The following is a 25,676-nucleotide window of genomic DNA, read 5'->3' on the forward strand; positions in this document are numbered from 1 at the left end:
CACGCAGCGCGTCACACCGCCTCCACGCAACGCGTCACACCGGCTCCACGCAGCGCCTCGCGGTCGCCGCCTCGCGAGAGCGGCGGAGCGAACCGTCGCCGCGGCCGTCCCTGAGAATCACGACCCGGCTCAGCCGATCCCCTGCGCCCCGTCGGCGACCCGCCGCGCGTAGGCCTCCACGACCCCTGTGAGGGAGTCGTCGAGATAGACGGCGAGCAGTTGCTCGGCCCCGTCGCGGTCGCCCGCCCGGAGCGTCTTGAGGATCTCATGGTTGCGCGCGAGGTACGGCTCGTGGAGCCGCCGCGGATCGGCCACCACATGGAAGGCGAGGCGCAGTTCGGCGAAGACGCTGCGCATCAGTTCGTCGGTGCGGTCGCTCCCGGCGAGCGCCACCAGCTCCCGGTGGAAGTGGATGTTGGCCGTACCGACGCCTTTCCAGTCACCTTCGCGCGCCGCCCGCTGCCCCTCGGCGACGGCCTGGGCGAGGTCGTCCACGGTGTACGGCGGCTCGCCGAGGCCACGGACCACGGCGCACTCGACGAGGGTGCGGGTGCGGTAGATGTCCTCGACGTCCTCGACGGTCAGCACCCGTACGAAGACCCCGCGGTTGAGCTCGTGCACCAGGAGTCGTTCGTGCGTGAGCAGCCGGAACGCCTCACGCAGTGTGTTGCGCGAGACGCCGAGTGCCCCGCCGATGCTGTCCTCGGACAGTCGGGTCCCGGGCGGGAAGTACCCCTCGGCGATACGGCTCCTGAGGATGTCCGAGACCCGCTCGGCGGTGCTGGTGCGGCCCAGCAGGGCGCGATCGTCGGCCAGTCCCGTCAGCTCTGCCATGCCCGGAATTCAATCGCAGAAATAAGAACGAAACAACACGGGTATTGAGGGATCGTTCAACGATCCTCTACCTTGCTACACACGGCGCCGCTCGCTCGCCCGAGCGCCGACGGCTTCCGCACGGCACGGCTCAGTCCTCAAGCACCCTCCGTCCTCCTCCTGCGAGGTGCCCATGAGCACGACCCCTCCACCACAGGCCCTGACCACCGGCGCACACCCCAAGTCGGATGAACTCACCTCGGACGACGGCGCGTTGGGCTGGCTGCGCGCCCTCGGTCCGCAGGGCCGCAGGGCTTTCGCCGGCGCGTTCGGCGGCTATGCCCTGGACTCGTACGACTACTTCACGCTGCCGCTGAGCATGGTCGCGCTGGCGGCGTACTTCGGCCTGGACAGCGGCCAGACCGGACTGTTCACGACCGTCACGCTGGTCGTCTCGGCGGTCGGCGGCGCGATCGCGGGTGTGGTCGCGGACCGGGTCGGACGCGTCAAGGCACTGATGATCACCGTGATCACGTACGCGGTGTTCACGGTGGCCTGCGGTTTCGCGCCCAACTACGAGACACTGCTGGCTTTCCGTGCCCTTCAGGGCCTCGGTTTCGGCGGTGAGTGGGCGGTCGGCGCGATCCTGGTCGCCGAGTACTCGACCGCCAGGCACCGGGGGCGCACGCTCGGCGCGATCCAGAGCTCCTGGGCCGTCGGCTGGGGGCTGGCGGTGCTCGTCTACACGCTGGTCTTCCAGTTCCTCGGCGACGACCTCGCCTGGCGCGTGATGTTCTGGACCGGCGCGCTGCCCGCACTGCTCGTCGTATGGGTGCGGCGCCGGGTGCAGGACGCCCCGGAAGCGGCCGCCGTGCGCGAGAAGAGCGCCGAGAAGGGCTCGTTCACCGCCATCTTCAAGCCCGCCTCGGCCGACGGCCCCGGCCTGCTGCGCACCACCTTCTTCGCGGTCCTGCTCTCCACCGGCGTCCAGGGCGGCTACTACACGCTGGCCACCTGGGTGCCCACGTACCTGAAGACGGAGCGCGGCCTGTCCGTCGTCGGCACCGGCAGCTACCTCACGTTCCTGATCTCCGGGGCCTTCATCGGCTACCTCACCGGCGGCTACCTCACCGACAAACTGGGCCGCAAACGGAACATCCTGCTCTTCGCGATCCTCTCCGCGGCCTGCATCCTCACCTACGCCAACATCCCGAGCGGCGCCAACACGCTTCTCCTTGTGCTCGGTTTCCCGCTCGGCTTCTGCATGTCGGCGATCTTCAGCGGGTTCGGCTCCTTCCTCAGCGAGCTGTACCCGTCGGAGGTGCGCGGCACGGGCCAGGGCTTCACATACAACACCGGGCGTGCCGTGGGTGCCGCCTTCCCCACCACCGTCGGCTTCCTGGCCGACAGCTGGGGTGTGGGCGGCGCCCTGGTCTTCGGCGCGATCGGCTACGCCCTCGCCGCCCTGGCGCTGATCGGACTCCCCGAGACGCGTGGGAAGGAACTCCTGTGAAGCACACCGTCCAGGAACGCCCTTCGAGCCTCCTCCACATCGACGGCCAGGCACACGCGTGGACCCCCAAGGAGGCGCGCGCCCGGTTCCGTTCGGGCGTGTCCGGCCCCACCGCAGGAGTCGCCGCCGGCCACACGCAGGCGAACTTGATCTCGGTGCCCGCCGAATGGGCGTACGACATGCTGCTGTTCTGCACGCGCAACCCGAAGTCCTGCCCAGTCCTCGACGTGACGGACGCCGGCTCCTGGACCACCCCGCTCGCCCAGGGTGCGGATCTGCGCACCGACCTGCCGCGTTACCGGGTGTGGGAGCACGGCGAGTTGATCGACGAGCCCACGGACGTGGTCGATCGCTGGCGCGGCGACCTGGTGTCGTTCCTCATCGGATGCAGCTTCACCTTCGAGTGGGCGCTGACCGAGGCGGGCGTCCCGATGCGCCACATCGAGCAGGGCCGCAACGTCTCCATGTACGTGACGGAGCGCGAGTGCCGCACCGCCGGGCGGCTGCACGGACCGATGGTGGTGTCGATGCGCCCGGTCCCTCCCGAGCATGTGGCCGCGGCGATCAGGGAGAGCAGCCTGCTGCCCGCCGTGCACGGCAGCCCGGTGCACTGCGGCGAGCCGTCGGTCCTGGGCATCGAGGATCTCTCGCGCCCCGACTTCGGTGATCCGGTGGACGCCGCCCCGGGCGACATCCCGGTGTTCTGGGCCTGCGGAGTGACGCCCCAGGCAGCCGTTATGGCGTCCCGGCCACCCTTCGCGATCACCCACGCACCGGGCCGGATGTTCCTCACCGACGCCCGCGACGAGCAGTACCGCGTGGCCTGAGAACGACCTACGAAGGAGAGACTGCACCTCATGACCCCGATCGACCTCAACGCCGACCTCGGCGAGGGCTTCGGCCGCTGGCGGCTGACCGACGACGAACAGCTGCTGTCCGTCGTCACCAGCGCCAATGTGGCCTGCGGCTTCCACGCCGGGGACGCGGCCACCATGCGGCGGGTGTGCGAGCTGGCGGCCGAGCGGGGTGTACGGATCGGCGCCCAGGTCTCCTACCGCGACCTGGCGGGCTTCGGGCGGCGCGCGATGGACGTGCCGCCCGACGAGCTGGCGGCCGAAGTGGCCTACCAGATCGGCGCCTTGGAGGTCTTCGCACGTGCGGCCGGGGCGTGCGTGTCGTACGTGAAACCGCACGGCGCGCTCTACAACCGTGTCGTGCACGACGAGGAGCAGGCGGCGGCGGTCGTCGAGGGCGTGCTGCTCGCCGACGCCGCCCTGCCCGTCCTCGGTCTCCCGGCCTCCCGGTTCCTGAAACTGGCCGAGCAGGCCGGACTGCCCACCGCCACGGAGGCGTTCGCGGACCGCGCCTACACCGAGCAGGGCACCCTGGTGCCCCGCACCCAGGCCGACGCGGTGATCACGGACGCCGAGGCGGTCGTCGAACGCTCGCTGGGGCTGGCCCGCTTCGGCATGGTCACGTCCCACTCCGGGGCGCGCATCCCGGTCCGCGCCCGCTCGTTGTGCCTGCACGGCGACACCCCGGGCGCGGTGGACCTGGCACGTCGGGTCCGCACGCGTCTGGAGTCCTCGGGCGTCCTCGTGAAGGCCTTCGTATGAGGGCTGTCCCGGCCGCCGACGACATGGCCGACGACGACGCGAAGGCATCTTTGGACGTGAACGGCACGAGGGCGCTGCCGGTCGGTGACCACGCCCTGCTCGTCGAGGTCTCCTCGGGCGCGGCGGCCCAGGCCCTGCACGCCGAACTGCTGCGCCGCCGCGCCGAGGGCTCGCTCTCGGTCGCGGAGATCGTCCCCGCGGCCCGCTCGGTCCTCCTGGACGGTCTGGAAGACCCCCGGCGGCTGGCGGAGCAGCTCCCCAGGTGGGAGATCCCGCCGCACGCCGCGCTCGCGGAGGAGGCGATCGAGATCCCCGTACGGTACGACGGTCCCGATCTGGCGGATGTCGCGGCCCTGTGGGGGGTGCCCGAGCACGAGGTGACCGCGATCCACGCGTCGGCCGAGTTCCGTGTCGCCTTCTGCGGGTTCGCGCCCGGCTTCGGCTATCTCACGGGGCTGCCGGCCCGGTACGACGTGCCGCGCCGGGCGACTCCGCGGACGGCGGTTCCGGCGGGTTCCGTGGCGCTCGCGGGCCCGTACACGGGCGTCTACCCGCGCTCCTCGCCGGGTGGCTGGCAGCTGATCGGCACGACGGACGCGGTGCTGTGGGACCACGCGCGCGTGCCGGCCGCGCTGCTCGCCCCGGGGACGCGCGTCCGGTTCGTACCGGTGGGGTGCTCATGACCGACCGGGCCCTCGCCGTCGTACGCGCCGGGGCCCTGACCACCGTCCAGGACCGGGGCCGCCCCGGCCACGCCCACCTCGGCGTACCCCGCTCAGGCGCGCTGGACGCGCCCGCCGCGGCGCTGGCCAACCGGCTCGTCGGCAACCCTGTCGAGGCGGCCGTACTGGAGACGACGCTCAGCGGATGCGCCCTGCGTCCGCGTTCGGTGGTCACCGTAGCCGTCACGGGCGCGCCCTGCCCGGTCACGGTGAACGGCCGTCCGGCGCCCTGGGGAGCGCCCGTGCGTGTCCCCGCCGGAGCGCTGCTGGACATCGGCCCGGCCCGCACGGGGGTACGCAGTTACGTGGCCGTCGCCGGCGGAGTGGCCGTGGATCCGGTCCTCGGCAGCCGCTCCACGGACCTCCTCTCTGGGCTCGGTCCGCCGCCGCTCACGGACGGCACGGTGCTGCCTCTGGGGCGCCCCGACGGGGCGCACACGCGCGTGGACGTGGTTCCGCATCCGGGTCCACCCTCGGAACTGGTCCTGCGGGTGACACCGGGCCCGCGCGACGACTGGTTCACGGCCTCGGCCCTGCGGACCCTGGCGACGGGCACCTACCGGGTGTCCTCCGCGAGCAACCGCATAGGGCTGCGTACGGAAGGGCCCTCACTGGAGAGAGCCGTTTCCGGCGAACTCCCCAGTGAGGGCATGGTGCTGGGCGCCGTGCAGGTGCCGCCCGACGGCAGACCGGTCGTCTTCCTCGCCGACCATCCGACCACCGGGGGGTACCCGGTGATCGCGGTGGTCCGTGGCGCCGACCTCCCCGCGGCCGCTCAGGCGGTCCCGGGCACGCCGGTGCGCTTCATGGTCGTACACCGCCGCTGACGGGCTCCGGCCCACCGCCTCGAACCGTCATGCCGCGTCCGGCTGCTCCGCCACCGACAGGGCGGCCAGCGCGGACGCCACGGCGTGCGAGGCGCTGAGGTCGAGCCGGGCGCTGGTGCCGCGCGCCCGGTGGCGCACCTCGGCGGCGGCCAGGGTGAGCAGTTGAGGCAGCAGGTCGGTGCACCGCCGGGCCACCCACCCCGTCCCCGCGGTGGCCAGCCACCACAGACTGGCCGACCGTGTGGGCGCGGGGAACTCCGGGTCGGCCGAGGGGGTGTCTCCGGTGGCGATGCCCTCCTGTTCGAGCAACGCGTGGAAACGCAGGGCGAGTTGTCGGTGCCCCCGCTCCCCCGGGTGCAGCCGGTCCGCGCTCCACATCGCGCGGTCCGTCAGCCAGGCGCCCTCCGCCGCGTGCAGATGCACGGCTCCATGGCGCTCGGACAGTGCGTGCACGACCGTGTTGACGGCCCGCTGCCGCCGGGCCAGGGGCCGGGCCAGCACCCCCGGCAGCCCGAGCATCGCGCCGGGATCCGGCAGGCAGGCGGTCAGCAGGACGGAGTCCTGGGCCCGGAACGCCGCGTACACCCGGTCGAGCCGCGCGGCCACGGCGTGGATGTCGAAGGTGCAGCGAAGGGTGTCGTTCACACCGATCACGACGGACACCACGTCCGGACTCAGGGCCAGCGCCGCCAGGGTCTGCCGTTCCAGGACGTCGCGCGTCTGGGCCCCGCTCACCGCGAGGTTGGTGAACTCCACGGACGTCTCCTGGCCGTCGGACAGCCCGTCGACGAGCAGCGCGGCCCAGCCCCGCCAGGCCTCGCCGACGGGGTCGCCGACGCCCTCGGTCAGCGAGTCACCGAGGGCGACGAACCGAAGGGGTCTCATCCGACGCCCTCCTGGAGGCGGGGCCGGGACTCGACCACCGCGTCGTGCGCGGCGAGGAACGCCTCCACGGCGGTGCCCCAGCCGAAACACTCCGCACGCGCGCGTGCGGCTTCCCTGCGCGCGGCCTCGGCGCGTCCCAGGAGCAGGCGTACCGCGTCCGCGAAGGAGTCCCCGCTGTCCGCGGCGGTGGCTCCGGCGGACCCGACCACCTCCGGCAGGGCCGACACCGCGCTGGCCACCACGGGCGTACCGCAGGCCATCGCCTCCAGAGCGGCCAGCCCGAACGTCTCGGCGGGCCCCGGTGCCAGGCACACGTCGGCGGAGGCCTGCAACGCGCCGAGCAGCGCGCGGTCGGCGACATGTCCGAGGAAGGTGACGGGCAGCCGCCGCTCCCGGGCCCGCTGTTCGAGCCTGGCCCGCAGCGGCCCGTCCCCGGCGACGACGAGCACGGCACGCTCGCCGCGCCGCAGCAGCGCCTCCAGCGCGTCGAGCGCCGTACCGGGCCGCTTCTCGACGGACAGCCGGGAGCACATCACGAGCAGCACCTCGTCAGCGCGCGCGTACCGCTCGCGCACCCCGAGATCGCGCAGCCCGGGGTGCCGGCCGACCAGGTCGACGCCCAGTGGGGCTCGTACGACATTGCGGGCCCCGATGCGGACGAACTCGCGCTCCGCGAACTCCGTGGTGCACACGACCCGCGCGTAGGTGTGCGCCGTACGGATGTTGAGGGCGTCGGCGGCCTTGCGGGCCATTCCCTCGGAGAGCCCCCAGGTCCGCAGCACGCCGTCGGCGGTCTCGTGGGAGACCATGACCGCGGGCACCCGGGCGCGCCGCGCCCAGACCCCGGTCCAGCGCAGGGTGGTCCGGTCGGAGACTTCGAGGCGGTCGGGCGCGAGCGACTCCAGGAGGCGGGCGACCCGCCGCTTGTCCGTGAGTACGCGATAGCCGCCGGTTCCGGGCAGCAGCGGACCGGGCAGCGTGATGACCCGCCCCTGCTCGGTCGCGCGGTCGGTGGCACGCTCGCCGGGGACGATGAGCACGGGCTCGTGTCCGGCGGCCAGGTAGCCGCTGCCGAGCTCCCGCAGGGCGGTGCGCAGACCGCCCGACGCGGGGGCGACGAAGTTGGCCAGCCGTACGATGCGCAGGCTCATGCCGCCACCACCGTCCGCGCGGAGAGCACGTCGGCGTAGTGGTCGATGAGCTGGTCGCCGACCGCCGCCCAGGTGCGGCCCTCGACGGTGGCCCGCCCGGCGGCGCCGTACGCCGCCCGGAGGGCCGGATCGACGGCGAGCGCCCACACCGCGTCGCGTACGGCGTCCCCGTCGCGGGGCGGCACCAGCAGCCCCGTACGGCCGTGTGCGACCAGGTCCAGCGGTCCGCCCGCGGCGGGTGCGACGACCGGTACGCCGCTGGCCATGGCCTCCTGGACCGTCTGGCAGAAGGTCTCGAAGGGGCCGGTGTGCGCGAAGACGTCCAGGGAGGCGAAGATCCGGGCGAGTTCGTCGCCGGTGCGACGCCCGAGGAAGACAGCGCCGGGAAGCGCCTCGCGCAGGGTCGTCTCGCTGGGCCCGTCGCCCACGATCACGACGCGTACGCCTTCCAGGCCGCAGGCTCCGGCGAGCAGTTCGACCTGCTTCTCGGGGGCGAGCCGGCCGACGTAGCCGACGATCAGCTCGCCGTTCGGCGCCAGTTCGCGCCTGAGGGCCTCGTCCCGGTGCTCGGGGCGGAAGCGGACGGTGTCCACGCCGCGCGGCCACAGCCGCACCCGGGGCACACCGTGTGCCTCCAGGTCGTGCAGGGCCGCGCTGGACGGGGCGAGCGTCCGGTCGGCGGCGGCGTGGACGGAGCGTATGCGCCGCCAGGCGGTGGCTTCGCCCGCGCCCACGTACGTACGGGCGTAACCGGCGAGGTCGGTCTGGTAGACGGCGACGGCGGGGACGCCGAGCCGGGCGGCGGCCGCCATGCCGCGGACGCCGAGGATGAAGGGGCTGGCCAGGTGGACGATGTCGGCGCGGTGTTCGGTGATCGCGGCGGCGACGCGTCGGCTGGGGAGGGCGACGCGGACCTGGGGGTAGCCGGGGAGCGGTAGGGAGGGGACACGGACGACGGGGCACGGCGCGAGGGCGTCGGGCCCGTGCCCGGCCGCCGTGGCCGGGGCGACGACGAGGGGAGCGTGACCGCGATCGACGAGGTGCCGGGCGGTCTGGAGCGCGCAGTGGGCCACGCCGTTCACATCGGGGGGAAAGGATTCGGTCACGATGACGACACGCATACCCGTGTTGTCGCCGTGCTGGACGTGGCCGCGTCAACGTGGATCTTTCCTGCCGAGGAACGCCCCGTGAGCGTTGTACTGCACGCTTTTCCAGGTCGGCGCGCGGCCACATCCTCCTGACCCGCGAGTCACTTCGTGTTCATACCGCGGGTGCGTCGGGCCCGATCCGGCTGCGTACGGCTGTCTGTACTTCCGCTTCTTCGGCCGGATCCGACGCCAGCCGCCGCAACTGATCGACCACGCGCGCGTCACCGGTTTCGGCGTGTCGAGCGGCCACCTCGCGGGTCGACTCCTCGCAGTCCCACAGGCACTCGACGGCGAAGCCGGCGGGGAAGGAGGGGTCGGTGGCGGCGAGGGCGCGGGCGGCTCGCCCGCGCAGATGGGACGACGCCGTCTCCCGGTAGACATGGCGCAGTACGGGTGCGGCGCAGACAATGCCGAGGCGTCCGGCTCCGTCGACGAGGGTCCAGAGTGTGGGTGCGTCGGGGCCTTCGCCGCGTACGGCCTCACGCAGGGCGCCCAGCACCAGTTCGCTGTCCTTGGTGCCGCCCCGGCAGGCGAGCATCCGTCCCGCGGCGGCGCCGAGGGCGTCGGGCCGCCCGGCCCACCGTCGGGCCCGGTCGACGGCGGCGACACTGCGCATGCGTTCGAACGCGTCGACGGCGGCCTCCCCGACGGTCGCCGTGCCGCCGGTCGCGGCGGCCTCGATCAGATCGAGCGCGTCCGGATCGTTGCTGTCGGCGAGGTAGCGCAAGGCGGTGCAGCGGGCTCCGTCGCCACCGTCCCGGGCGGCCTGGAGAATCTCGGGCCGGTCCTCGGGTCCCGCGACGGCCGTGAGGCAGCGCGCGGCCGGCACATGGAGTGCGGCTCCGCGGTCGAGGCCCTGCTGGGCCCACTCGAACACGGCCCGCACGCTCCACCCCGGACGTGGTCCGGTGGGGCGCAGTTGCCGTTGCCATCGGTCGAAGGAGCCCTGTTCCTGGGCGGCCCGCACACGCACGGCGATGGATTCGCGGGAGTCGTCCGCCCACAGCCGCCAGGGCCGGGGCTCGAAGGCGTCGCGCACCTGGGCGACGAGCGCTGCCTCGCCCTCCGGATCGGCTGGGAAGCGGGCGAGGACGGGCACGGCGAGGGCACGCAGACCCGCGTCGTCGTCGCGCAGGGCCAGCTCGTCCAGGGCCCAGGCCCAGTTGGTGCCCGAGGCGGCGTACCTGCGCAGCAGTTCCAGGGCGTCCCGCCTGCCGTACGAGGCGAGGTGGCCGAGGACCGCGAGGGCGAGCCCCGTGCGTGACTCGCAGTCGTCGAGGATGTCCTCGGCGTCGAAGAGGTGCCGCTCGATCTCGTCGAGCTCACCGCTCAGATCGAGGTAGAGACGGGCGTAGTACAGGGAGCGGTTCTCCACCTGCCAGTCGTGGCGGGGGTCGCGCAGCACACAGTGGTTCAGTGCCGCGAGCGCTTCGGCGCGCGGTGCGGTGAGCGCGTGCAGCGTACCGTCGCCGCGGCCCCTCTGGAGCAGGCCGAGCAGCGTACCGCTGGGCGCTATGACCGGATCGAACATGGGAAACAGCCTCACATCAAGCGTCGACGCAACCGGGATCCTGCATTACCTGGCCGCGTGACAACACGTCGGAGCGCCCGCCGTTTCTTGCTTGCTGTAGACCATCTTCCTCTGCCTCTCGTCGGTGGCCCATACGGGCCGCGTCACGGCCCGCGCGGTGCGGCAACACCTGCCCAGCCATCGCGTCCGTGAATCACGACGTCATGATGACTCGGCAGTTCTTCTTGCCGCGACCGTATTTCCGGCGGCCCCGTACCGCCTCCCCCGTTTTCGGTGTTGTAGCTGGTCAGCGCGGACGGATCAGCGCGCGCCGAACAATTCGAGGAGCTCGGTCTTGCCGAACATCCGGGCGGTGTCGACGGCCGAGGGGGTGCCCGCGGCCGGGTCGGCGCCGCCGTCCAGAAGCGCGCGGATGACCGCCGCCTCACCCTTGAAGACGGCCCCCGCGAGGGGGGTCTGGCCGCGGTCGTTGATCCGGTCGGCCTCGGCGCCGCGCTCCAGCAGTGCGCTCACCGCCTCGGCGTGGCCGTGGTAGGCGGCGAGCATCACCAGCGAGTCACCGCGGTCGTTGGTGAGGTTGGCCGGAACACCCGCGTCGACGTACGCCACGAGCGCCTCGGTCTCCCCTCGGCGCGCCAGATCGAAGATCTTGGTCGCCAGCTCCACGACTTCGGGGTCGGGGGCTTCACTCATCGGCCGGACCACCTCTCACAAGGACAACGACAGCTACGTCATGGGGGACTGCGGGAGCGTACGACAGCGATGGACTGTCATGCGCAGGTCCGTACGACAGCGAAGTGTGCCGCCGTACGGGTGATTCGCCAGCGTACTGGCTCCGGCGGCACATCACCGGCGCCATCCGAGGCAAAGATCACCACAAGCCACCCGAGAGCCGACAGGGGCAACAAACCTGCCCAGGAGGCCCGGAACGACTCCGCCGACTGAATGAAATCGACCGAATTTCACTCAGTTGCACCTTTTATCGTATGGATACATCCTGTGATCCTGGAAGTACTCATGGTGACTGTCCCCGCGAACCAGGAGAGCACAAATGATTCTGTCCATGTCAGGCGTCGTCCTGCTCGGCATCATCGTCTTCCTTTTCTTCCGCAAGGACGGACTCAAGGCGTCGCACGCCTGTGTGTCCTCGCTCTTCGGCTTCTACCTCGCCAGCACGGCCATCGCGCCGAGCATCAAGGCGGGCGGGGAGAGCCTGGCGAGCCTCCTCGGCGGGATCAAGTTCTGACGTCCCTGCCCATCGCACGCACCTTCAGGAGACAGCAGTGGCCCGGCGCCCTCTCCCCCGCATCCTCAGCAACGGCAGCGCACAGATCGCCCGAAGCCGGGAGCTGGCCCGAACGGCAGCCGACAGCGCCACCGACGTCCTCCACCCACTGATCACGGTCACCCGTGGACTGCGCCGGCTGGCAGCCGCCGGCGGGCGCAAGTGGGCCGCCACCCCCAAGGACCGGCGCGGGCCGCTGCTGTTCCTGGTGGCCTCGGTGATCCTGGTCGTGGCGCTGGTGCCGTACGGACCGCTGCTCGCCGCCATCACCCTGATGGCGGCGGCAGCGTGGACAGGCCGCCAGCCGGTCTCGTCGGAGCCCACGGGCCCCGACGAAGCGCAGATCCAACGGCTCCAGTCGTTGTACGACGCCCTCGTCCCGTACTTCTCCGTGGCCGAGGACCCGGCCCCTCTGTACGCCCACGGCGGCGACTGGGAGAAGGCCTTCCCCACGCACGACTTCGACGACGACGGGCGCGTGTCCCGGCTGCTCATCCGCTACCCGGCGTACTTCACGGACGGCGAGGCGGAGTCCCGGACCCGGATCGAGCAGCTTCTGCACGCCAAGTCGGGCCGCGGTCGCGAGTACCACTTCGACTGGGACGAGGAGGGCAACGAGCTCACCGTCACCGTCCTCCCGCCGCTCCCCACCGACATCGCCGCCCAGCGATTCGTCACCTCACCCGGCGAGACGGTCCTTGGCTTCACCGGCCCGGCCGACGTCCAGCGCACCCTCCCCCTCACCTACGGTGAGGAACAGCGCGACGTTCCCCCGGTCGTCTGGCGCACCGGCATCCGCTCCACCGAGCCGCATCTGCTGATCGCCGGCGATCCCGGCAGCGGCACGACCACGCTCGTGCGCTCCATCGCGCTCCAGGCCCTTCAGTACGGCGATGTCGTCATCGTCGAGGGCGGCGGCACCGGCGAGTACGCGTGCCTGACCGGCCGGGCCGGCGTCCTCGCCGTCGAGTCCGGCCTCGCCGGGGCGCTCGCGAGTCTGGAGTGGGCCGCGAACGAGACGGAGCGGCGGCTGATCTCCGCCAACCGTGCGCGGCAGGCGGGGCACCCCGCCCCCGACGACACCAAGAACCCCCTGTGGATCCTGCTCGACCGGCCGAGCGCGCTCGGCCACTTCGCCGCCGCCGACGGCCGCAACGATCCCCAGGCACTCCTTCAGGTCCCGCTCCGGCACGGGCGCGCGGCGGGCGTCACGGTCGTCATCGCCGAGCAGTTCGAGGATCTAGAGGCGCTCAGCGAGGCCGTGCAGCAGCACACCCGCGCGCGCGTGGTCCTCGGTCCGGCGTCTCCGGTCCAGCTGGAAGCCGTCCTCGGCGCGCCGCCGCACACCACTCCTACGCGGGATGTGCCCCCCGGCCGCGGGTACGCCCGGCTGGGCACGGGTCCCGTCCTGCGCCTCCAGGTTCCGGCTACGCCGGACCCCTACGACGACGCCACCAGCGAGACCCATCGACGCGCCGTCCTCGACCTGCTGCCGGAACGCACGACTCCGGCGGAGGCGGACCCGGTCCCTGTGGAGGCCGCGGTGGCGGAGGGCTGAGCGGGCTCCCCGGTTGTGGAGTTCGGCTGCGGGTGAGTGGGGGCTGGTCGCGCAGTTCCCCGCACCCCTGGGCGGGGGCGGCGGCACGGGCCCCCACCGGCCCGCGGCCGACGAACCCACCCGGGGTCCGGTCGGCTGCTAGGCCACGAACGTGCGGGGGGTTTCGTTGCCCCCGGTCGCGCCCGCTTTCACCAAGTGCGCCGCCGCGGCCAACCGGACCGCCGCCTCCTCGGCCACCGCACCCCCCACGGTGAACGGCAGCCGCACATACCCTTCGAAGGCGCCGTCGACCCCGAACCGCGGCCCGGAGGGCACCCGTACCCCCACCCGTTCGCCCACCTCGGCGATCCGCGAGCCGGACAGCCCGCCGGTGCGCACCCACAGCGTCAGCCCGCCCCGCGGAACGACGAACTCCCAGTCCGGCAGCTCACGGCGCACCGCGGCGACGAGCGCGTCCCGGTTCTCCCGGGCCTGCGCACGCCGGATCTCCACCGCCCGCTCCCATCCCCCGGTGCTGAACAGCCAGTTCACGGCCAACTGCTCCAGCACCGGCGTTCCGAGGTCGGCGTACGCACGCGCGGCGACGAGGCTGCGGATGACATCGGGGGCCGCACGGACCCACCCGATCCGCATCCCCGCCCAGAACGCCTTGCTGGCCGACCCCACGGTGATGACCGTGGACCCGGAGGGGTCGAAGCCGCACACGGGGCGGGGCATCGACAGCCCCTCCTCCAAATACAGCTCGCTCATCGTTTCGTCGACCACCAGTACGGTCCCCGCGGACCGCGCCGCGTCCACCAGGCGGCGCCGCTGGTCCTCGTCCGCGAGGGCTCCCGTCGGGTTGTGGAAGTCGGCGACGACGTATGCGAGCCGGGGCGCGGCGTCGCGCAGGACCTGGCGCCAACGCTCCACGTCCCATCCGGCGAGCCCCTCGGCCATGGCGACGGGGACGAGCCGGGCGCCCGCCTCCCGCATCAGCTGGAGGATGTTGGCGTAGGAGGGGGACTCGACGGCGATGCGTTCGCCGCGCCCGGCGAAGAGATGACAGATGGCGTCGATGGCCCCCATCGCGCCGGTCGTCACCATGATCTGCTCGGGCATGGTCGGAATGCCGCGCGCGGTATACCCCTCGGCAATCATCGCGCGCAGCGCGGGCAGCCCCGCCGGATAGTCGCCGTGCGTGTGCGCGTACGGTGGCAGCTCCTCCAGGGCGCCCTGCACGGCACGGGTGAGCCAGGGCTCCGGGGCGGGGAGTGACGCGCAGCCGAGGTCGATCATGGAGCCGAGGGCCTCGGGCGGCAGCGGTTCGAGGCCGCGCGCGGGCAGCGGGTTCCCGGCGGGGACGGCGGTCCAACTGCCCGCTCCCCTGCGGGACTCCAGGAACCCTTCGCCGCGCAGCGCCTCGTAGGCCGCGGCGACCGTCGTACGGCTGACAGAGAGGGACAGCGCGAGCTCCCGCTCGGCGGGCAGCCGCGCGGCGACCGGAACCCGGCCTTCGAGGACGAGCAGCCGGATGCCGTCGGCGAGTGCGCGATAGGCGGGCGGACGGCGGGTGCCGGGCCCCGCGGGGCGCTCCTGCTGGGAGTTGAGCAGCCGGGCGAGCTGCGCGGCACCCATCGCCGAAGTCCACTGCGTCATGATTCCCAGTCCACCTTCCTCGGATTGGCCTTGGATGGCGCCTTCCTTCAGGCCACAGAATGTCACGAGCCAGGCCACTATCACCACCGCGGGTCATCACGGGCCATCACAGGTCATCACCACAGGGGGCACCTCTTGTCCACACACGCCGACTCCCCACACCGGGAACACAAGGGATCCGGGCGACGGCTTCCTCGTCGTCTCGCCCAGCTGTACGTGGGCCTCGCGCTGTACGGCGCGAGTTCGGCCCTGCTGGTGGAGTCGGGCCTCGGCCTGGAGCCCTGGAACGTGCTGCACCAGGGGCTCGCCGAACTGACGGGTCTGACGATCGGCGTGGTGTCGATCTTCGTGGGCGCGGCGGTGCTGCTCCTGTGGATCCCGCTGCGCCAGCGCCCGGGCCTCGGCACGGTCTCCAACGTGTTCGTGGTCGGTATCGCCATGGACGGCACCCTCGCCCTGGTGCCGGACGCCCACACCTTGGCCGTACGGATTCCGCTGCTCGTGGCGGGCATCGTGCTGAACGGCGTGGCGACGGGCCTCTACATCTCGGCCAGCTTCGGCCCTGGTCCCCGTGACGGTCTGATGACGGGCCTGCACCGGCGTACCGGGCGCTCGGTGCGGCTGGTGCGCACGGTCCTGGAGGTGGCGGTCGTCGCGACCGGATTCGCGCTCGGCGGCACGGTCGGCATCGGCACGGTGCTGTACGCCGTGGCGATCGGGCCGCTCGCCCAGCTCTTCCTGCGTGTGTTCGCCGTCCGCCCGGCACCGGGCGGCAGCACCGTCGTTGCCGCCGGTCAACCGGAGCGAGCGATACTTCCAGGGTGAGCCCGCGCATACGCCACCCGTACCTCGACCACCCCGGTCCGATCCCCTTCGCCCACCGGGGCGGCGCGGCGGACGGCCTGGAGAACACCGTCGCCCAGTTCCGCCGCGCGGTGGAAGCGGGCTACCGCTACATCGAGACGGATGTGCACGCGACGTCGGACGGCAAGCTCGTCGCCTTCCACGACGTGACCCTGGACCGGGTGACGGACGGCGCGGGCCGGATCGCGGACCTCCCCTGGGAGGACGTGCGCCACGCGCGCGTGGCGGGCAAGGAACCGGTCCCCCTCTTCGAGGAACTCCTCGAAACCTTCCCCGACGTCCGCTGGAACGTCGACGTCAAGGCCGAGCCCGCCCTCCACCCCCTGCTGAACCTCATCGGCCGCCTGGACGCCTGGGACCGCGTCTGTGTCGGCTCGTTCTCCGAGGCGCGGGTCTTCCGCGCCCAGCGTCTGGCCGGACCTCGTCTGGCGACCTCGTACGGCACCAAGGGGGTCCTGGGGCTGCGGCTACGCTCGTACGGCATCCCGGCCGCGCTCCGCGACTCGGCGATCGCCGCCCAGGTACCCGAGTCCCAGTCGGGCGTGCCGGTGGTCGACCGGCGCTTCGTGCGCGCCGCCCACGCGCGCGGCCTGCAGGTCCACGTGTGGACGGTCAACGAACCCGATCGGATGCACCGGCTCCTGGACCTGGGCGTCGATGGCATCATGACCGATCACATCGACACGCTGCGCAGGGTCCTGGAGGACCGGGGCACCTGGGTCTGAGCCCTCTCGCGCGGTCCGTTCAGCGGGAAGCGAGGGGCACGGGTGGGCACCGAAACCGTGCGGGCACAGGAGACCGACGAGGTCACCGAACGGCGGCGCGAGCAGCGCGGCTGGTACTTCTACGACTGGGCGTGCTCCGTCTACTCGACGACCGTGCTCACCGTGTTCCTGGGCCCCTATCTCACGTCCGTCGCCAAACACGCGGCGGACGCGGACGGCTTCGTCCATCCGCTGGGCATCCCGGTCCGCGCCGGCTCCTTCTTCGCCTACTCGGTCTCGGCGTCCGTCATTCTGTCGATCTTCGTGATGCCGATGGCGGGCGCGGCCGCCGACCGCACCGGCCGCAAGAAGCCCCTGCTCGCGCTCTGCGCCTATCTCGGCGCCACGGCCACCACGGGCATGTTCTTCCTGGACGGCGACCGCTATCTGCTCGGCGGTCTGCTGCTGATCGTCGCCAATGCCTCGGTGGCCGTGTCGATGGTGCTGTACAACTCCTACCTGCCGCAGATCGCCCCGCCCGAGGAACGTGACGCGGTCTCGTCCCGCGGCTGGGCCTTCGGCTACGCGGCCGGCTCGCTCATGCTGGTCGTGAACCTGGTCCTGTACTCGGCCCACGACTCCTTCGGTGTCTCCGAGTCGACGGCCGTCCGCATCTGTCTGGCCTCGGCGGGCGTCTGGTGGGGTGCCTTCACCCTCGTGCCGCTGAAGCGGCTGCGCGACCGGCCCACGGCATCCGCGGGTCAGGCGTCGGGACACGGATGGCGGCAACTGGCGGCCACCGTTCGCGACATGCGGGGCAAACCACTCACCCTCGCCTTCCTGTTCGCCTACCTCGTCTACAACGACGGCATCCAGACGGTCATCTCGCAGGCGTCGGTGTACGGATCGGAGGAGCTGGGCCTGAGCCAGTCCACCCTGATCGTCGCCGTGCTGCTGGTGCAGGTGCTCGCGGTCGGGGGCGCCCTGGGGATGGGACGGCTCGCACGGACGTACGGCGCGAAGCGCACGATCCTCGGCTCGCTCGTCGCCTGGACCGTGACGCTGGGCGCCGGGTACTTCCTGCCGGCGGGCGCGCCTGTCTGGTTCTTCGTCCTGGCCGCCGGCATCGGCCTGGTCCTGGGCGGCAGCCAGGCGCTCTCGCGCTCACTGTTCTCCCATCTGGTTCCGAGCGGGAAGGAGGCCGAGTACTTCTCCGCGTACGAGATGAGCGACCGGGGGATGAGCTGGCTCGGCCCGCTTCTGTTCGGTTTGACCTACCAGCTGACGGGAAGTTATCGGGACGCGATCATCTCGCTCGTGGCCTTCTTCGTCATCGGATTCGTGCTGCTGGCGAGGGTTCCGGTGCGGCAGGCCGTGCACGACGCGGGTAATCCCGTACCGGACACGATTTAGCACCTGAGGCCAAAGGCCGGTAGTGTACGCGTTTGGCCTGCCAGGCGTACCGTTACTGCGCGTCAAAGATACTGAAGCGTTGGGTGACATCTGCTGCCAGATGTGACAAACCGGGCGCCGGTGGGTACAACAAGGGGCGGCTACGACGGCGACGCATGACCCGGAACGGGAATCTTTACCGCCGACCGGACGTTGACCGGATGACGACGACAGCGACACCTGTCCTGTGGGCGACAAGCCCGGGAGGCACGATTCATGAGTGAGCGAGCTCTTCGCGGCACGCGCCTCGTGGTGACCAGCTACGAGACGGACCGCGGCATCGACCTGGCCCCGCGCCAGGCCGTGGAGTACGCATGCGAGAAGGGGCATCGGTTTGAGATGCCCTTCTCGGTCGAGGCGGAGATTCCGCCGGAGTGGGAGTGCAAGGTCTGCGGGGCCCAGGCACTCCTGGTGGACGGCGACGGCCCTGAGGAAAAGAAGGCCAAGCCCGCGCGTACGCATTGGGACATGCTGATGGAGCGGCGCACCCGAGAGGAGCTCGAAGAGGTCCTCGAGGAGCGCCTGGCCGTTCTGCGCTCCGGCGCGATGAACATCGCGGTGCATCCGCGGGACAGCCGCAAGTCCGCGTAGCCCCTCCGGGGGTTGGGCGGCATACCACGCACTCAGCCGCGAGCGCCGTACGCAAGTCGTACGGGGCCCGCGGCTCTGTGCGTTGTGCGCGTGGCGGTGCCCCCGGCCCGAGCCCGTGGGTTTCCACCCGCGGGCCGGTGGGGGCTGGTCGCGCAGTTCCCCGCGCCCCTGAAGGGGCGCGATGGCCGGCGCCGGTTAGCGGTTCAGTGGCGGATACGGGCCCGGGTCCGCCGCCGGGTTCTCTTCCCTGATGACCTCGCCCTGGACGACCTTGCCGTCGGGGCGATGGATGCGGGCCTGCTGGAAGGCGTCACCGACGCTGCCCGGCGAGGCCTCGCGGATCTTGCGGTCGATGGTGCGCTCGGCGTAACGGCTCAGGGCCTTCTGGACGGGCGGGATCAGCAGGAGCAGGCCCAGCGCGTCGGAGATGAGCCCGGGGATCATCAGGAGCAGACCGCCGAGCATCATCAGCCCGTTGCCGTTGCCGCCCCCGCTCGTGGGGGCCACACCGCTCTGCTGCTGTTGCAGCGTCTCGGTGAGGTTGCGGAAGGCACGACGGCCGGCCCGCTTGATGACCACGGAACCGAGGACGAAACCGGCGACCAGCAGCAGGAAGACCGCGAAACCGCTCGCCGCGCCCGCGACCACGGTCAGGAGCCAGATCTCCAGCACCAGCCAGACGGCGATGCCGAGCGGCAGGTAGGTGCGCAGCCGGGATCGCCGCGGCCGCGCGGGGTATGTGGGAGTCGGTGCGCCAGTCGTCATGCACCCAGTGTGCCTGGGCACAGCTCAGTATGGGATAAGCGGATGATCAGCCGTAGCTGTGGGGTGAAGTGAGGGCGAAGTGCGAGTGGGGGCGACCCACCCGGGCCGCCCCCACTCCACGAGGTGCTCCTACGACGTGCGCTTCCGGCCGGTGATCCGGCCGACCCGCTCCCCCACGCCCCACGTGGTGACCCGCCACAGTGCCTCCACGAGGATGTCGCGGCTCATCTTGGAGTCGCCGAGCTCGCGCTCGACGAAGGTGATGGGCACCTCGACGACGTGGAAACCGGACTTGACCGCGCGCCGGGCCAGGTCCACCTGAAAGCAGTACCCCTGGGACGCGACTTCACCGAGTCCGAGACCTTCGAGCGTCTCGCGGCGGAAGGCGCGGAAGCCTCCGGTGACGTCCCGGATCGGCACGTCGAGCATGAGCCGGGAGTACATGCTGCCGCCGCGCGAGATGAACTCGCGGGACTTGGGCCAGTTCACGACCCGCCCGCCCGGCACCCAGCGCGACCCCAGCACGAGGTCGGCGCCCTTGAGCGCGGTCAGCAGCCGGGGCAGTTCCTCGGGCTGGTGCGAGCCGTCCGCGTCCATCTCCACGAGGACGCCGTAGCCGTGCTCCATGCCCCAGGCGAAGCCCGCGAGATACGCGGCGCCCAGGCCTTCCTTGCCCTTGCGGTGCAGCACCTGGACATGGTCGTCCTCGGCGGCCAGCTCGTCGGCGAGCTTGCCCGTGCCGTCCGGGCTGTTGTCGTCCGCCACGAGAACGTGTGCATCGGGCACCGAGGCTCGTACCCGGCCGACGATCTTCTTGATGTTCTCCGCCTCGTTATAGGTCGGGATGATCACCAAGGCCGTGCCGAGCGGGCCGAACTGCCTCCCCTTGGCTCCTGCCGCGAGGGTCCCGTCGCCGTCGTTCACTACTGCCCCTTCATGTCCGTACGCAGGGGTCCACCATAGTGGCCGCAGCCTGCACTGACGCGTCGGCGCGTTAGTACGGGGGTGTCGATTCGGCAAGAGCCGGGTAAGAGAGAGCCCGCCGCGCCGGAGCACCGTACTGCGGATCGGGGCCCGGCGCCCTTCGGGCCGACCTGGGACCCGCTGGCTGCGGGTCGACCGAAAGCCGTTGTCTACTGGACGTCCGGGCCCCACCCGGGTCACACCCTTCCGACAGGCATGAACGTTCCCTCGCCGTCGCACTGGCGCTGAGCCTGGCTCCCAGTGGTGGTGCGCCGGTGCGGCACACCACCCCTGACCCAGCGGCGCTCCGGCGACTGCGTGGAAGTTCTCCGGTCGGACGTCCGGTGGTGGACCCGGCCGAACCTACCGGCCCCCCGAGGCCAGCTGTCAACACTCGTCTGACCTGCTGGTTTTCCCTCAATTGCCTGGTCAGCGCGGAGGATGCGCAGGTCGCGCGACGGGGCGGCGACGGATGATCACCGCAGCGCCACCCCGGGAGATCACTCGCCCGGCCGTACGAAGACCGGCCGCCCGCCGACGACCGTGCGCAGGCACACCGGCAGGTCGCCGCCGGGGCTCAGATCGGGCAGTCCAGGAGTACCCGAACGAGGGTCGGTCGACCAGCGGGCGACGCGGTCGTCGGGGGCCTGCACGACCAGTTCCTCGGTGCGCCACACGGCGTAGTCGGCGGGCGCACCCGGCACCAGGACTCCCGCGTCGTCCCGTCCGATCGCCCGCCACCCGCCGCGCGTATGCGCCGTGAACGCGGCGCGCACGGAGACCCGGTGCTCCGGCGTGCGGTGGAACGCGGCGGCGCGCACGGTGCCCCACGGGTCGAGGGGGGTGACGGGGCTGTCGGAACCGAAGGCCAGCGGCACACCGGTGCGCAGCAGGGCCGCGAACGGGTTGAGGGCGCGGGCCCGCTCGGCGCCCAGGCGCTGGGCGTACATGCCGTCCTCGCCGCCCCACAGCGCGTCGAAGGCGGGCTGCACGGAGGCGGTGAGGCCGAGTTCGGCGAAGCCGGCGATGGTCTCCGGGGTGAGCATCTCGGCATGCTCGACGCGGTGCCGGGCGGCGCGCACGCGGGCCAGGCCGACCTTCTCGGCGGCTGCGCGTACTCCCTCGACCACGGCGGTCACGGCGGCGTCCCCGATGGCGTGGAAGCCCGCCTGGAGGCCCACCTCGGTGCAGGCGACCACATGCGCGCAGACGGCGGCGGCGTCCAGGTAGGCGGTGCCGGTGTGGTCGGCGTCGGCGTACGGCTGGTGCAGGCAGGCGGTGTACGAACCCAGGGACCCGTCGACGAAGAGGTCGCCCGCGGCGCCGATCGCGCCCAGCGCCCGGGCCTTTTCGACATCCTGTTCGGCCCAGTAGCCGACGACCCGGGGGCCGACTTCCTCGGCGGCGAGGCGCAGCAGTCCGGTGAAGTCGTCCTCGGAGGAGATCTCCGGGCCCGCGCACTCGTGCACGGATCCGATGCCGAGCGAGGCGGCGTGGGCGAGCGCGGCGCGCTGGGCCTCGGTGCGCTGGGCCGGCGTGACGGCGCCGAGCGCGGCGGCGCGCACGGCGTGGTGGGCATCCCGGGTCAGGGGGCCGTCGGCGGCGTACCCCGCTCGTGCGGTGACCCCCGGGACCAGGTCCAGGAGCGCGGTGGTGACCACGGCGGAGTGCACGTCGATGCGGGAGAGGTAGAGCGGACGGCCGCCTGCCGCCTCGTCGAGTTCGGCGCGCGTCGGGGGGCGGCCGCCGGACCAGCGGGCCGCGTCCCAGCCATGGCCGAGCAGCACCCGGTCGGCGGGGCGGGCGGCGGCGAACTCGCGTACGAGGGCGAGGGCGGCGTCCAGGGAGGGCGCGTCGGACAGGTCGAGGCCGGTGAGCGCGAGCCCGGTGGAGGTGGTGTGGACGTGGGCGTCGGTGAACGCCGGGGTGACCAGTGCGCCTTCCAGGTCCACGACCTCGGCGACCCCGTCGGCGAAGGCGTCGGCTGCGCCTTCCGAGCCGACCCAGGCGATCTGTCCGCGTTCGACGACCATCGCGGTGGCGAAGGGATCGGCGGGACTGTGGACTTCTCCACCGCGCAACAGCACGGTGTCCGACGTGGCGGTGCTCTCACTCATGGGGAACAGTCTCGCGCCTGCCGGTGTGCGGTCGGTCCCCGGGTGGGTCAGATGCGGGGCGGGCGCGCCTCGTACGGCGTCGACAGCACCACGGTCGTGCGGGTCGACACGCCTGCCAGGGTGCGCAGGCGGGCGAGGAGCTCCTCCAGTTCGTGCGGGGTCGAGACCCGTACCTTCAGGATGTAGTTCTCGTCGCCCGCGACGCTGTGGCAGGCCTCGATCTCGGGCACGTCGGCGAGGCGTTCCGCGATGTCGTCGGGGGCGCTCGGGTCGAACGGTTTCACCGAGATGAACGCGGTCATGGGCAGCCCGACGGCCTCGGGGTCCACGACCGCGGCATAGCCGCGGATGACACCGCGCTGTTCGAGCCGACGCACCCGCTGGTGCACGGCGGACGTGGACAGGCCCGTAGCCTTGCCCAGGTCGGTGTAACTCATCCGCCCGTCTGCGACGAGCAGCTGCACGATCTGTCGGTCCAGCTCCTCCATGACGCAAGAACCTACAGGGCCCTTGATCTCGTCGGATACCTCAGCGGCGCAGGTCATACCCGCTTTGTGATGTGGCAGAGTGCTGACTGTGAACCGCCTGGTGGACAAATCCACCGCGCCGGGCACCTGCGGGCGGCATGTGACGAACGACACAGTGCCGCAACCGGGTCCGTGATGTTCTCGTGATTACCGCAGAGACGGGACGGGAAATGCTTGCTGTGGTCGAGGCCGCAGCGCCTTGTCGGCCCACCCGAGGGGGAGAATCCCATGCAGAGTCTTAAGCGCCCTGGTCGTCCCGCATCCAGGCGGCCCAAGCTGGTCGTCGAACCCGAGCCGGAGGGCGTCGAACCCGACGCCGTCGACGGTGAGGAGTTCGACGCCTACGACACCTTCGAGATGTACCGGGTGATCTGCCCGGACTGCGCCCAGTCCATCGCGCTCCTCGCGGACGAGGAGCGCCTGCCCGAGCACGCGCTGTGCGCCTCGCCGTGGAACCCGTTCGGGCTGACGGTCTGCGCCGGCACGGGCCGCGCGGCGGGCGACGCCCGTCCCGCCGACGAGTCGGTGGAGCCTCAGGAGCAGGACACCGCCCTTCTGTTGACGCTCCCTCAGGGACTCGACTGGCGGACGCAGCCGTTCTCGCACGTCGGCGGCCCGGCCTCGCGCCCGATGCGGGTCCCCGAGATGCGCCGTCAGGCCGCCTGACCGGCCCTCGCGTTCAGCGACCGGCCGCCGGTCCCTCCCAGTAACTGCCCTGCACCATGGCTCGCAGGCTGCCGTGGTGCAGGATCAGTGTGTCCGGGTCCGGCGGTACGGCGACCTCGCCGAAGTGCACCTGGCGGTAGGCGACGCGCAGCATGACGATCGCGTGCCGCAGTGCCGCGTACAGCGTGTAAAAGTCCATGTCCCGGGGTGTGTGGCCAGTGAGTTCGGCATAGCGCCGCTCGACGCGGTCACGGCGCAGGAAGTCGGGCAGTCCGCGCTGGCCGAAGCTCTCCGTCAGGTCCTGGAAGAAGCGGTGCAGATAGACCGTCCAGCCGAGGTCGACCTCGCGCGGGGCCAGGGCCGCCATCTCCCAGTCGAGGACGGCCGCGGGTGCGAACCCGTCGTAGACGACGTTCCCGATGCGCGCGTCGCCCCAGTTGAGCACCGCCTCGCCCTCGTCGCGCGGCCACAGCTCGTCGAGCCGGTCGAAGGCGCTCTCTATCAAGGGTGAGCGTGACAGTCCGTCAATCACCCATGCGTAGTAGGCGCGTTGGGCCTCGACATGGCGACGGAGGGGACTGCCCGCACCCGGGAGGGTCAGGAAGGCGGCTTCCGGCGGCGGGACCTGGTCGTGCAGCCGGGCGAGGAGACCCACCGAGGCCGCCTCCAGCCGTTCGCGTTCCTGGTCGCTCGCCGCGTGCAGCCAGTTCCCCTCGTACGTGTAGGGCATGACGTCCGGCGGCACGCGCCCCTCGACCCGTTCCATGACGAAGAACGGCGCGCCCAGCGGGCCGGGGTCCTCCTCCAGCCACAGCACCCGCGGTACGGGGAGATCGGTGCGCTCGGCGACCAGTCTCATCGTGCGGTACTGGCGGGGCATGTCGTAGACGGGGAAGACGGTGTACGCAGCCGGGTCCGCCGCCAGCCTCAACGCGCAGGCGGACAGCGGCGGTCCGGGGTGCTCGATGTCGAAGAGCAGGGTCTCGCTGGACATGCCGTTGGACTCGGGGACGGTGATGTCGGCCGCCTTGGCGCCCGGGAGGCGGGCGCTGAGCCAGGCGGTCAGCCGGCGGCCCAGTTCCTCCGGGTCGCGGGTGGTCGTGCGCGGGCGCGGTGCCGTGGCCATCTCATTCCCCCTCAGGGCGCGACCGAGTCGAAGCCGGTGAAGCCGCTCGGGTCGTGGCGGCCGAACGAGCCGTGTTCGAAGATCCCGTGGCCGACCTGCCCGTCCAGCGTGCAGCGGGCCGCGTGGTCGATCACCCCGTATGCGGCGCGGGGGTGCGCGGCCGGGTCGGAGAGGTCGTAGGCGCGGCGGTCGGTCCAGTCGCGCCCGACCCAGGTGCCGTGCTGCCAGTCGTCGGCGGGCGGATAGCCGGCGCCGACGGCGAGCGGGGAGGAGGTGAGCACCTCCACGTCCAGCTCCATGGGCTTGCGGTCCCCCGGGCGGGTGAGGTGGATGACGGCGGACGTGGGGTGGCGGCTGCCGGAGCGATAGGTGATGTCGGCCTGGGGCCAGCCGAGTTGCAGGTCGCGCTCCCCGTTGCGTACGAGCGTCGCGTCGTTCAGCGTCCGGTAGCCGTCGGCGTCCTCCTGGACGACGACCATCAGGAACCGGTCCTCGAACCGGACCGGGCACCACAGCCAGTGGAAGCCCTCCGTCGGGTTCTCCTCCGCGAGCCGGCCGCCCTCCTCCCCCGGGATCGGGCGCACGCCCCAGCTGCGGTCGCGGGTGCCGCTCCAGCGGCCGCCCTCCAGGCGTATCTCCTCGCCGCCGATCCGGATCCAGCCCTCGCAGTGCCCCGCCTGCACGAAGCGTTTGCCCTCCAGCGTGAGCCGGCCGCCGCGCCGCTGGAGGTGGTGCGGCTCCCACAGGGCCGGGAAGTCCGCCGTCCAGGTGATCTCGTACGACAGTCCCTCCGGGTCGGCGGGATCGGCCGCGCAGCTCAGCACGAAGGTCTGCAGGGGGCGCTCGACGAGGATGCGCAGCGGGCCGACGGCGAGGCGCATCCGGTCGTCCCCGAGCGCGTCCGAGGCGCGCACGGCGTGCAGGCGGTCACCGAGGCGCAGGGTGGCGTACGCGTCGACGACCCCGACATTCGGATAAACGCCGAGCCCCAGGATCAGCAGCGCCCGGCCCTGGTGGTCGAAGACATGGAAGATGCAGCGGTCGTAGGCGTTCCGGTCCCCGGTCGCAAGGTCCCTCATGGACAGGGGCACCTGGTGGACGGGGTACTCGTCGAGGGCAACGGGGCGGTCGTCGGGCACGGCAAGCCTCCCTGGGGGCATGGCGGTTGACGTCCCCCGGAAGGGTGCGGCCCCCGGCGGCGCCAGTTGACGGTA

Annotated in this window: 25 protein-coding genes; 12 read left to right on the forward strand and 13 right to left on the reverse strand. The window is 71.9% G+C overall.

The annotated features are described in order from the left end of the window. Nucleotides 1–129 precede the first annotated feature (129 nt). Nucleotides 130–834 carry a GntR family transcriptional regulator gene (locus ACFVWD_RS18655; RefSeq protein WP_389597346.1) on the reverse strand — a complete coding sequence of 235 codons (705 nt, stop codon included), beginning with the start codon at nucleotides 832–834 and terminating at the stop codon, nucleotides 130–132. Nucleotides 835–1,006: 172 nt separating this feature from the next. On the opposite strand from ACFVWD_RS18655, the gene ACFVWD_RS18660 reads away from it, so the two are divergent. The 5 genes from ACFVWD_RS18660 to ACFVWD_RS18680 are packed head-to-tail and all read left to right on the forward strand — an operon-like array spanning nucleotide 1,007 to nucleotide 5,491. After that, the gene (locus tag ACFVWD_RS18660) at nucleotides 1,007–2,326 is read left to right on the forward strand and encodes an MFS transporter (RefSeq protein ID WP_389597348.1); all 1,320 of its coding nucleotides are present in this window, start codon (nucleotides 1,007–1,009) and stop codon (nucleotides 2,324–2,326) included. Further along, nucleotides 2,323–3,153 carry a putative hydro-lyase gene (locus ACFVWD_RS18665; RefSeq protein WP_389597350.1) on the forward strand — a complete coding sequence of 277 codons (831 nt, stop codon included), beginning with the start codon at nucleotides 2,323–2,325 and terminating at the stop codon, nucleotides 3,151–3,153. Before ACFVWD_RS18660 ends, ACFVWD_RS18665 begins: the two co-directional genes overlap by 4 nt. A gap of 30 nt (nucleotides 3,154–3,183) precedes the next feature. After that, nucleotides 3,184–3,942 (forward strand): LamB/YcsF family protein, encoded by a 759-nt coding sequence (locus ACFVWD_RS18670; protein WP_389597352.1) that lies wholly within the window; start codon nucleotides 3,184–3,186, stop codon nucleotides 3,940–3,942. 23 nt (nucleotides 3,943–3,965) lie between these two features. After that, complete coding sequence (gene pxpB / locus ACFVWD_RS18675) at nucleotides 3,966–4,625, forward strand: 5-oxoprolinase subunit PxpB (RefSeq protein WP_389597452.1); 660 nt, start codon at nucleotides 3,966–3,968, stop codon at nucleotides 4,623–4,625. Further along, on the forward strand, nucleotides 4,622–5,491 hold the full coding sequence (locus tag ACFVWD_RS18680; protein WP_389597354.1) for a biotin-dependent carboxyltransferase family protein: 870 nt from the start codon (nucleotides 4,622–4,624) through the stop codon (nucleotides 5,489–5,491). The genes pxpB and ACFVWD_RS18680 overlap by 4 nt, the downstream gene beginning before the upstream one ends. Nucleotides 5,492–5,518: 27 nt before the next feature. On the opposite strand, the gene ACFVWD_RS18685 is transcribed toward ACFVWD_RS18680, so the two are convergent. The 5 genes from ACFVWD_RS18685 to ACFVWD_RS18705 all read right to left on the reverse strand — a co-directional run bounded on the left by ACFVWD_RS18685 (nucleotide 5,519) and on the right by ACFVWD_RS18705 (nucleotide 10,899). Beyond that, complete coding sequence (locus ACFVWD_RS18685; RefSeq protein WP_389597356.1) at nucleotides 5,519–6,376, reverse strand: SGNH/GDSL hydrolase family protein; 858 nt, start codon at nucleotides 6,374–6,376, stop codon at nucleotides 5,519–5,521. Next, a complete protein-coding gene (locus tag ACFVWD_RS18690) occupies nucleotides 6,373–7,527 on the reverse strand; it encodes a glycosyltransferase (protein ID WP_389597358.1) in 1,155 nt (384 codons plus the stop codon). Before ACFVWD_RS18690 ends, ACFVWD_RS18685 begins: the two co-directional genes overlap by 4 nt. Beyond that, nucleotides 7,524–8,648: a glycosyltransferase family 4 protein gene (locus tag ACFVWD_RS18695; protein WP_385369981.1), complete on the reverse strand. Its 1,125-nt coding sequence runs from the start codon at nucleotides 8,646–8,648 to the stop codon at nucleotides 7,524–7,526. The genes ACFVWD_RS18690 and ACFVWD_RS18695 overlap by 4 nt, the downstream gene beginning before the upstream one ends. A 139-nt stretch (nucleotides 8,649–8,787) precedes the next feature. Beyond that, nucleotides 8,788–10,206, reverse strand: a complete 1,419-nt coding sequence (locus tag ACFVWD_RS18700; RefSeq protein ID WP_389597360.1) for a HEAT repeat domain-containing protein — start codon at nucleotides 10,204–10,206, stop codon at nucleotides 8,788–8,790. 300 nt (nucleotides 10,207–10,506) lie between these two features. Next, nucleotides 10,507–10,899 carry an ankyrin repeat domain-containing protein gene (locus tag ACFVWD_RS18705; RefSeq protein ID WP_168507170.1) on the reverse strand — a complete coding sequence of 131 codons (393 nt, stop codon included), beginning with the start codon at nucleotides 10,897–10,899 and terminating at the stop codon, nucleotides 10,507–10,509. A 358-nt stretch (nucleotides 10,900–11,257) separates the two neighbouring features. Here ACFVWD_RS18705 and ACFVWD_RS18710 point away from each other — a divergent pair, with 358 nt between their 5' ends. Together ACFVWD_RS18710 and ACFVWD_RS18715 are read left to right on the forward strand one after the other, a co-directional pair. Continuing rightward, nucleotides 11,258–11,452 (forward strand): hypothetical protein, encoded by a 195-nt coding sequence (locus tag ACFVWD_RS18710; RefSeq protein WP_235455802.1) that lies wholly within the window; start codon nucleotides 11,258–11,260, stop codon nucleotides 11,450–11,452. Between the two features lie 37 nt (nucleotides 11,453–11,489). After that, nucleotides 11,490–13,049 (forward strand): hypothetical protein, encoded by a 1,560-nt coding sequence (locus ACFVWD_RS18715; RefSeq protein ID WP_389597362.1) that lies wholly within the window; start codon nucleotides 11,490–11,492, stop codon nucleotides 13,047–13,049. Between the two features lie 138 nt (nucleotides 13,050–13,187). Here ACFVWD_RS18715 and ACFVWD_RS18720 read toward each other — a convergent pair whose 3' ends face one another. Beyond that, nucleotides 13,188–14,687 carry a PLP-dependent aminotransferase family protein gene (locus ACFVWD_RS18720; RefSeq protein WP_389597364.1) on the reverse strand — a complete coding sequence of 500 codons (1,500 nt, stop codon included), beginning with the start codon at nucleotides 14,685–14,687 and terminating at the stop codon, nucleotides 13,188–13,190. 135 nt (nucleotides 14,688–14,822) lie between these two features. Here ACFVWD_RS18720 and ACFVWD_RS18725 point away from each other — a divergent pair, with 135 nt between their 5' ends. From ACFVWD_RS18725 to ACFVWD_RS18740, 4 genes are all read left to right on the forward strand, one after another. Continuing rightward, nucleotides 14,823–15,512 (forward strand): YitT family protein, encoded by a 690-nt coding sequence (locus ACFVWD_RS18725; RefSeq protein ID WP_389597366.1) that lies wholly within the window; start codon nucleotides 14,823–14,825, stop codon nucleotides 15,510–15,512. Further along, on the forward strand, nucleotides 15,509–16,276 hold the full coding sequence (locus ACFVWD_RS18730; RefSeq protein ID WP_389597367.1) for a glycerophosphodiester phosphodiesterase: 768 nt from the start codon (nucleotides 15,509–15,511) through the stop codon (nucleotides 16,274–16,276). The genes ACFVWD_RS18725 and ACFVWD_RS18730 overlap by 4 nt, the downstream gene beginning before the upstream one ends. 42 nt (nucleotides 16,277–16,318) lie before the next feature. After that, nucleotides 16,319–17,668: an MFS transporter gene (locus ACFVWD_RS18735; RefSeq protein ID WP_389597369.1), complete on the forward strand. Its 1,350-nt coding sequence runs from the start codon at nucleotides 16,319–16,321 to the stop codon at nucleotides 17,666–17,668. A gap of 255 nt (nucleotides 17,669–17,923) precedes the next feature. Continuing rightward, nucleotides 17,924–18,298 (forward strand): RNA polymerase-binding protein RbpA, encoded by a 375-nt coding sequence (locus ACFVWD_RS18740; RefSeq protein ID WP_003977404.1) that lies wholly within the window; start codon nucleotides 17,924–17,926, stop codon nucleotides 18,296–18,298. A 195-nt stretch (nucleotides 18,299–18,493) separates the two neighbouring features. On the opposite strand, the gene fxsA is transcribed toward ACFVWD_RS18740, so the two are convergent. The 4 genes from fxsA to ACFVWD_RS18760 form a co-directional block, all read right to left on the reverse strand. Next, nucleotides 18,494–19,063 carry an FxsA family membrane protein gene (gene fxsA, locus ACFVWD_RS18745; RefSeq protein ID WP_389597371.1) on the reverse strand — a complete coding sequence of 190 codons (570 nt, stop codon included), beginning with the start codon at nucleotides 19,061–19,063 and terminating at the stop codon, nucleotides 18,494–18,496. A 129-nt stretch (nucleotides 19,064–19,192) separates the two neighbouring features. Further along, a complete protein-coding gene (locus ACFVWD_RS18750; RefSeq protein ID WP_168489981.1) occupies nucleotides 19,193–19,987 on the reverse strand; it encodes a polyprenol monophosphomannose synthase in 795 nt (264 codons plus the stop codon). Between the two features lie 539 nt (nucleotides 19,988–20,526). Continuing rightward, nucleotides 20,527–22,143 (reverse strand): amidohydrolase, encoded by a 1,617-nt coding sequence (locus ACFVWD_RS18755; protein WP_389597373.1) that lies wholly within the window; start codon nucleotides 22,141–22,143, stop codon nucleotides 20,527–20,529. A gap of 47 nt (nucleotides 22,144–22,190) precedes the next feature. After that, on the reverse strand, nucleotides 22,191–22,631 hold the full coding sequence (locus ACFVWD_RS18760; RefSeq protein ID WP_028803629.1) for an Lrp/AsnC family transcriptional regulator: 441 nt from the start codon (nucleotides 22,629–22,631) through the stop codon (nucleotides 22,191–22,193). A gap of 267 nt (nucleotides 22,632–22,898) precedes the next feature. Here ACFVWD_RS18760 and ACFVWD_RS18765 point away from each other — a divergent pair, with 267 nt between their 5' ends. After that, nucleotides 22,899–23,336: a hypothetical protein gene (locus ACFVWD_RS18765; RefSeq protein ID WP_389597374.1), complete on the forward strand. Its 438-nt coding sequence runs from the start codon at nucleotides 22,899–22,901 to the stop codon at nucleotides 23,334–23,336. A 13-nt stretch (nucleotides 23,337–23,349) separates the two neighbouring features. On the opposite strand, the gene ACFVWD_RS18770 is transcribed toward ACFVWD_RS18765, so the two are convergent. Both ACFVWD_RS18770 and ACFVWD_RS18775 read right to left on the reverse strand, forming a co-directional pair. Then, the gene (locus tag ACFVWD_RS18770) at nucleotides 23,350–24,462 is read right to left on the reverse strand and encodes a phosphotransferase family protein (RefSeq protein ID WP_389597375.1); all 1,113 of its coding nucleotides are present in this window, start codon (nucleotides 24,460–24,462) and stop codon (nucleotides 23,350–23,352) included. An 11-nt stretch (nucleotides 24,463–24,473) separates the two neighbouring features. Then, a complete protein-coding gene (locus ACFVWD_RS18775) occupies nucleotides 24,474–25,601 on the reverse strand; it encodes a hypothetical protein (protein ID WP_389597377.1) in 1,128 nt (375 codons plus the stop codon). Nucleotides 25,602–25,676: the final 75 nt, after the last annotated feature.

Source organism: Streptomyces sp. NPDC058086, from assembly GCF_042885015.1.
Lineage (GTDB): Bacteria > Actinomycetota > Actinomycetes > Streptomycetales > Streptomycetaceae > Streptomyces.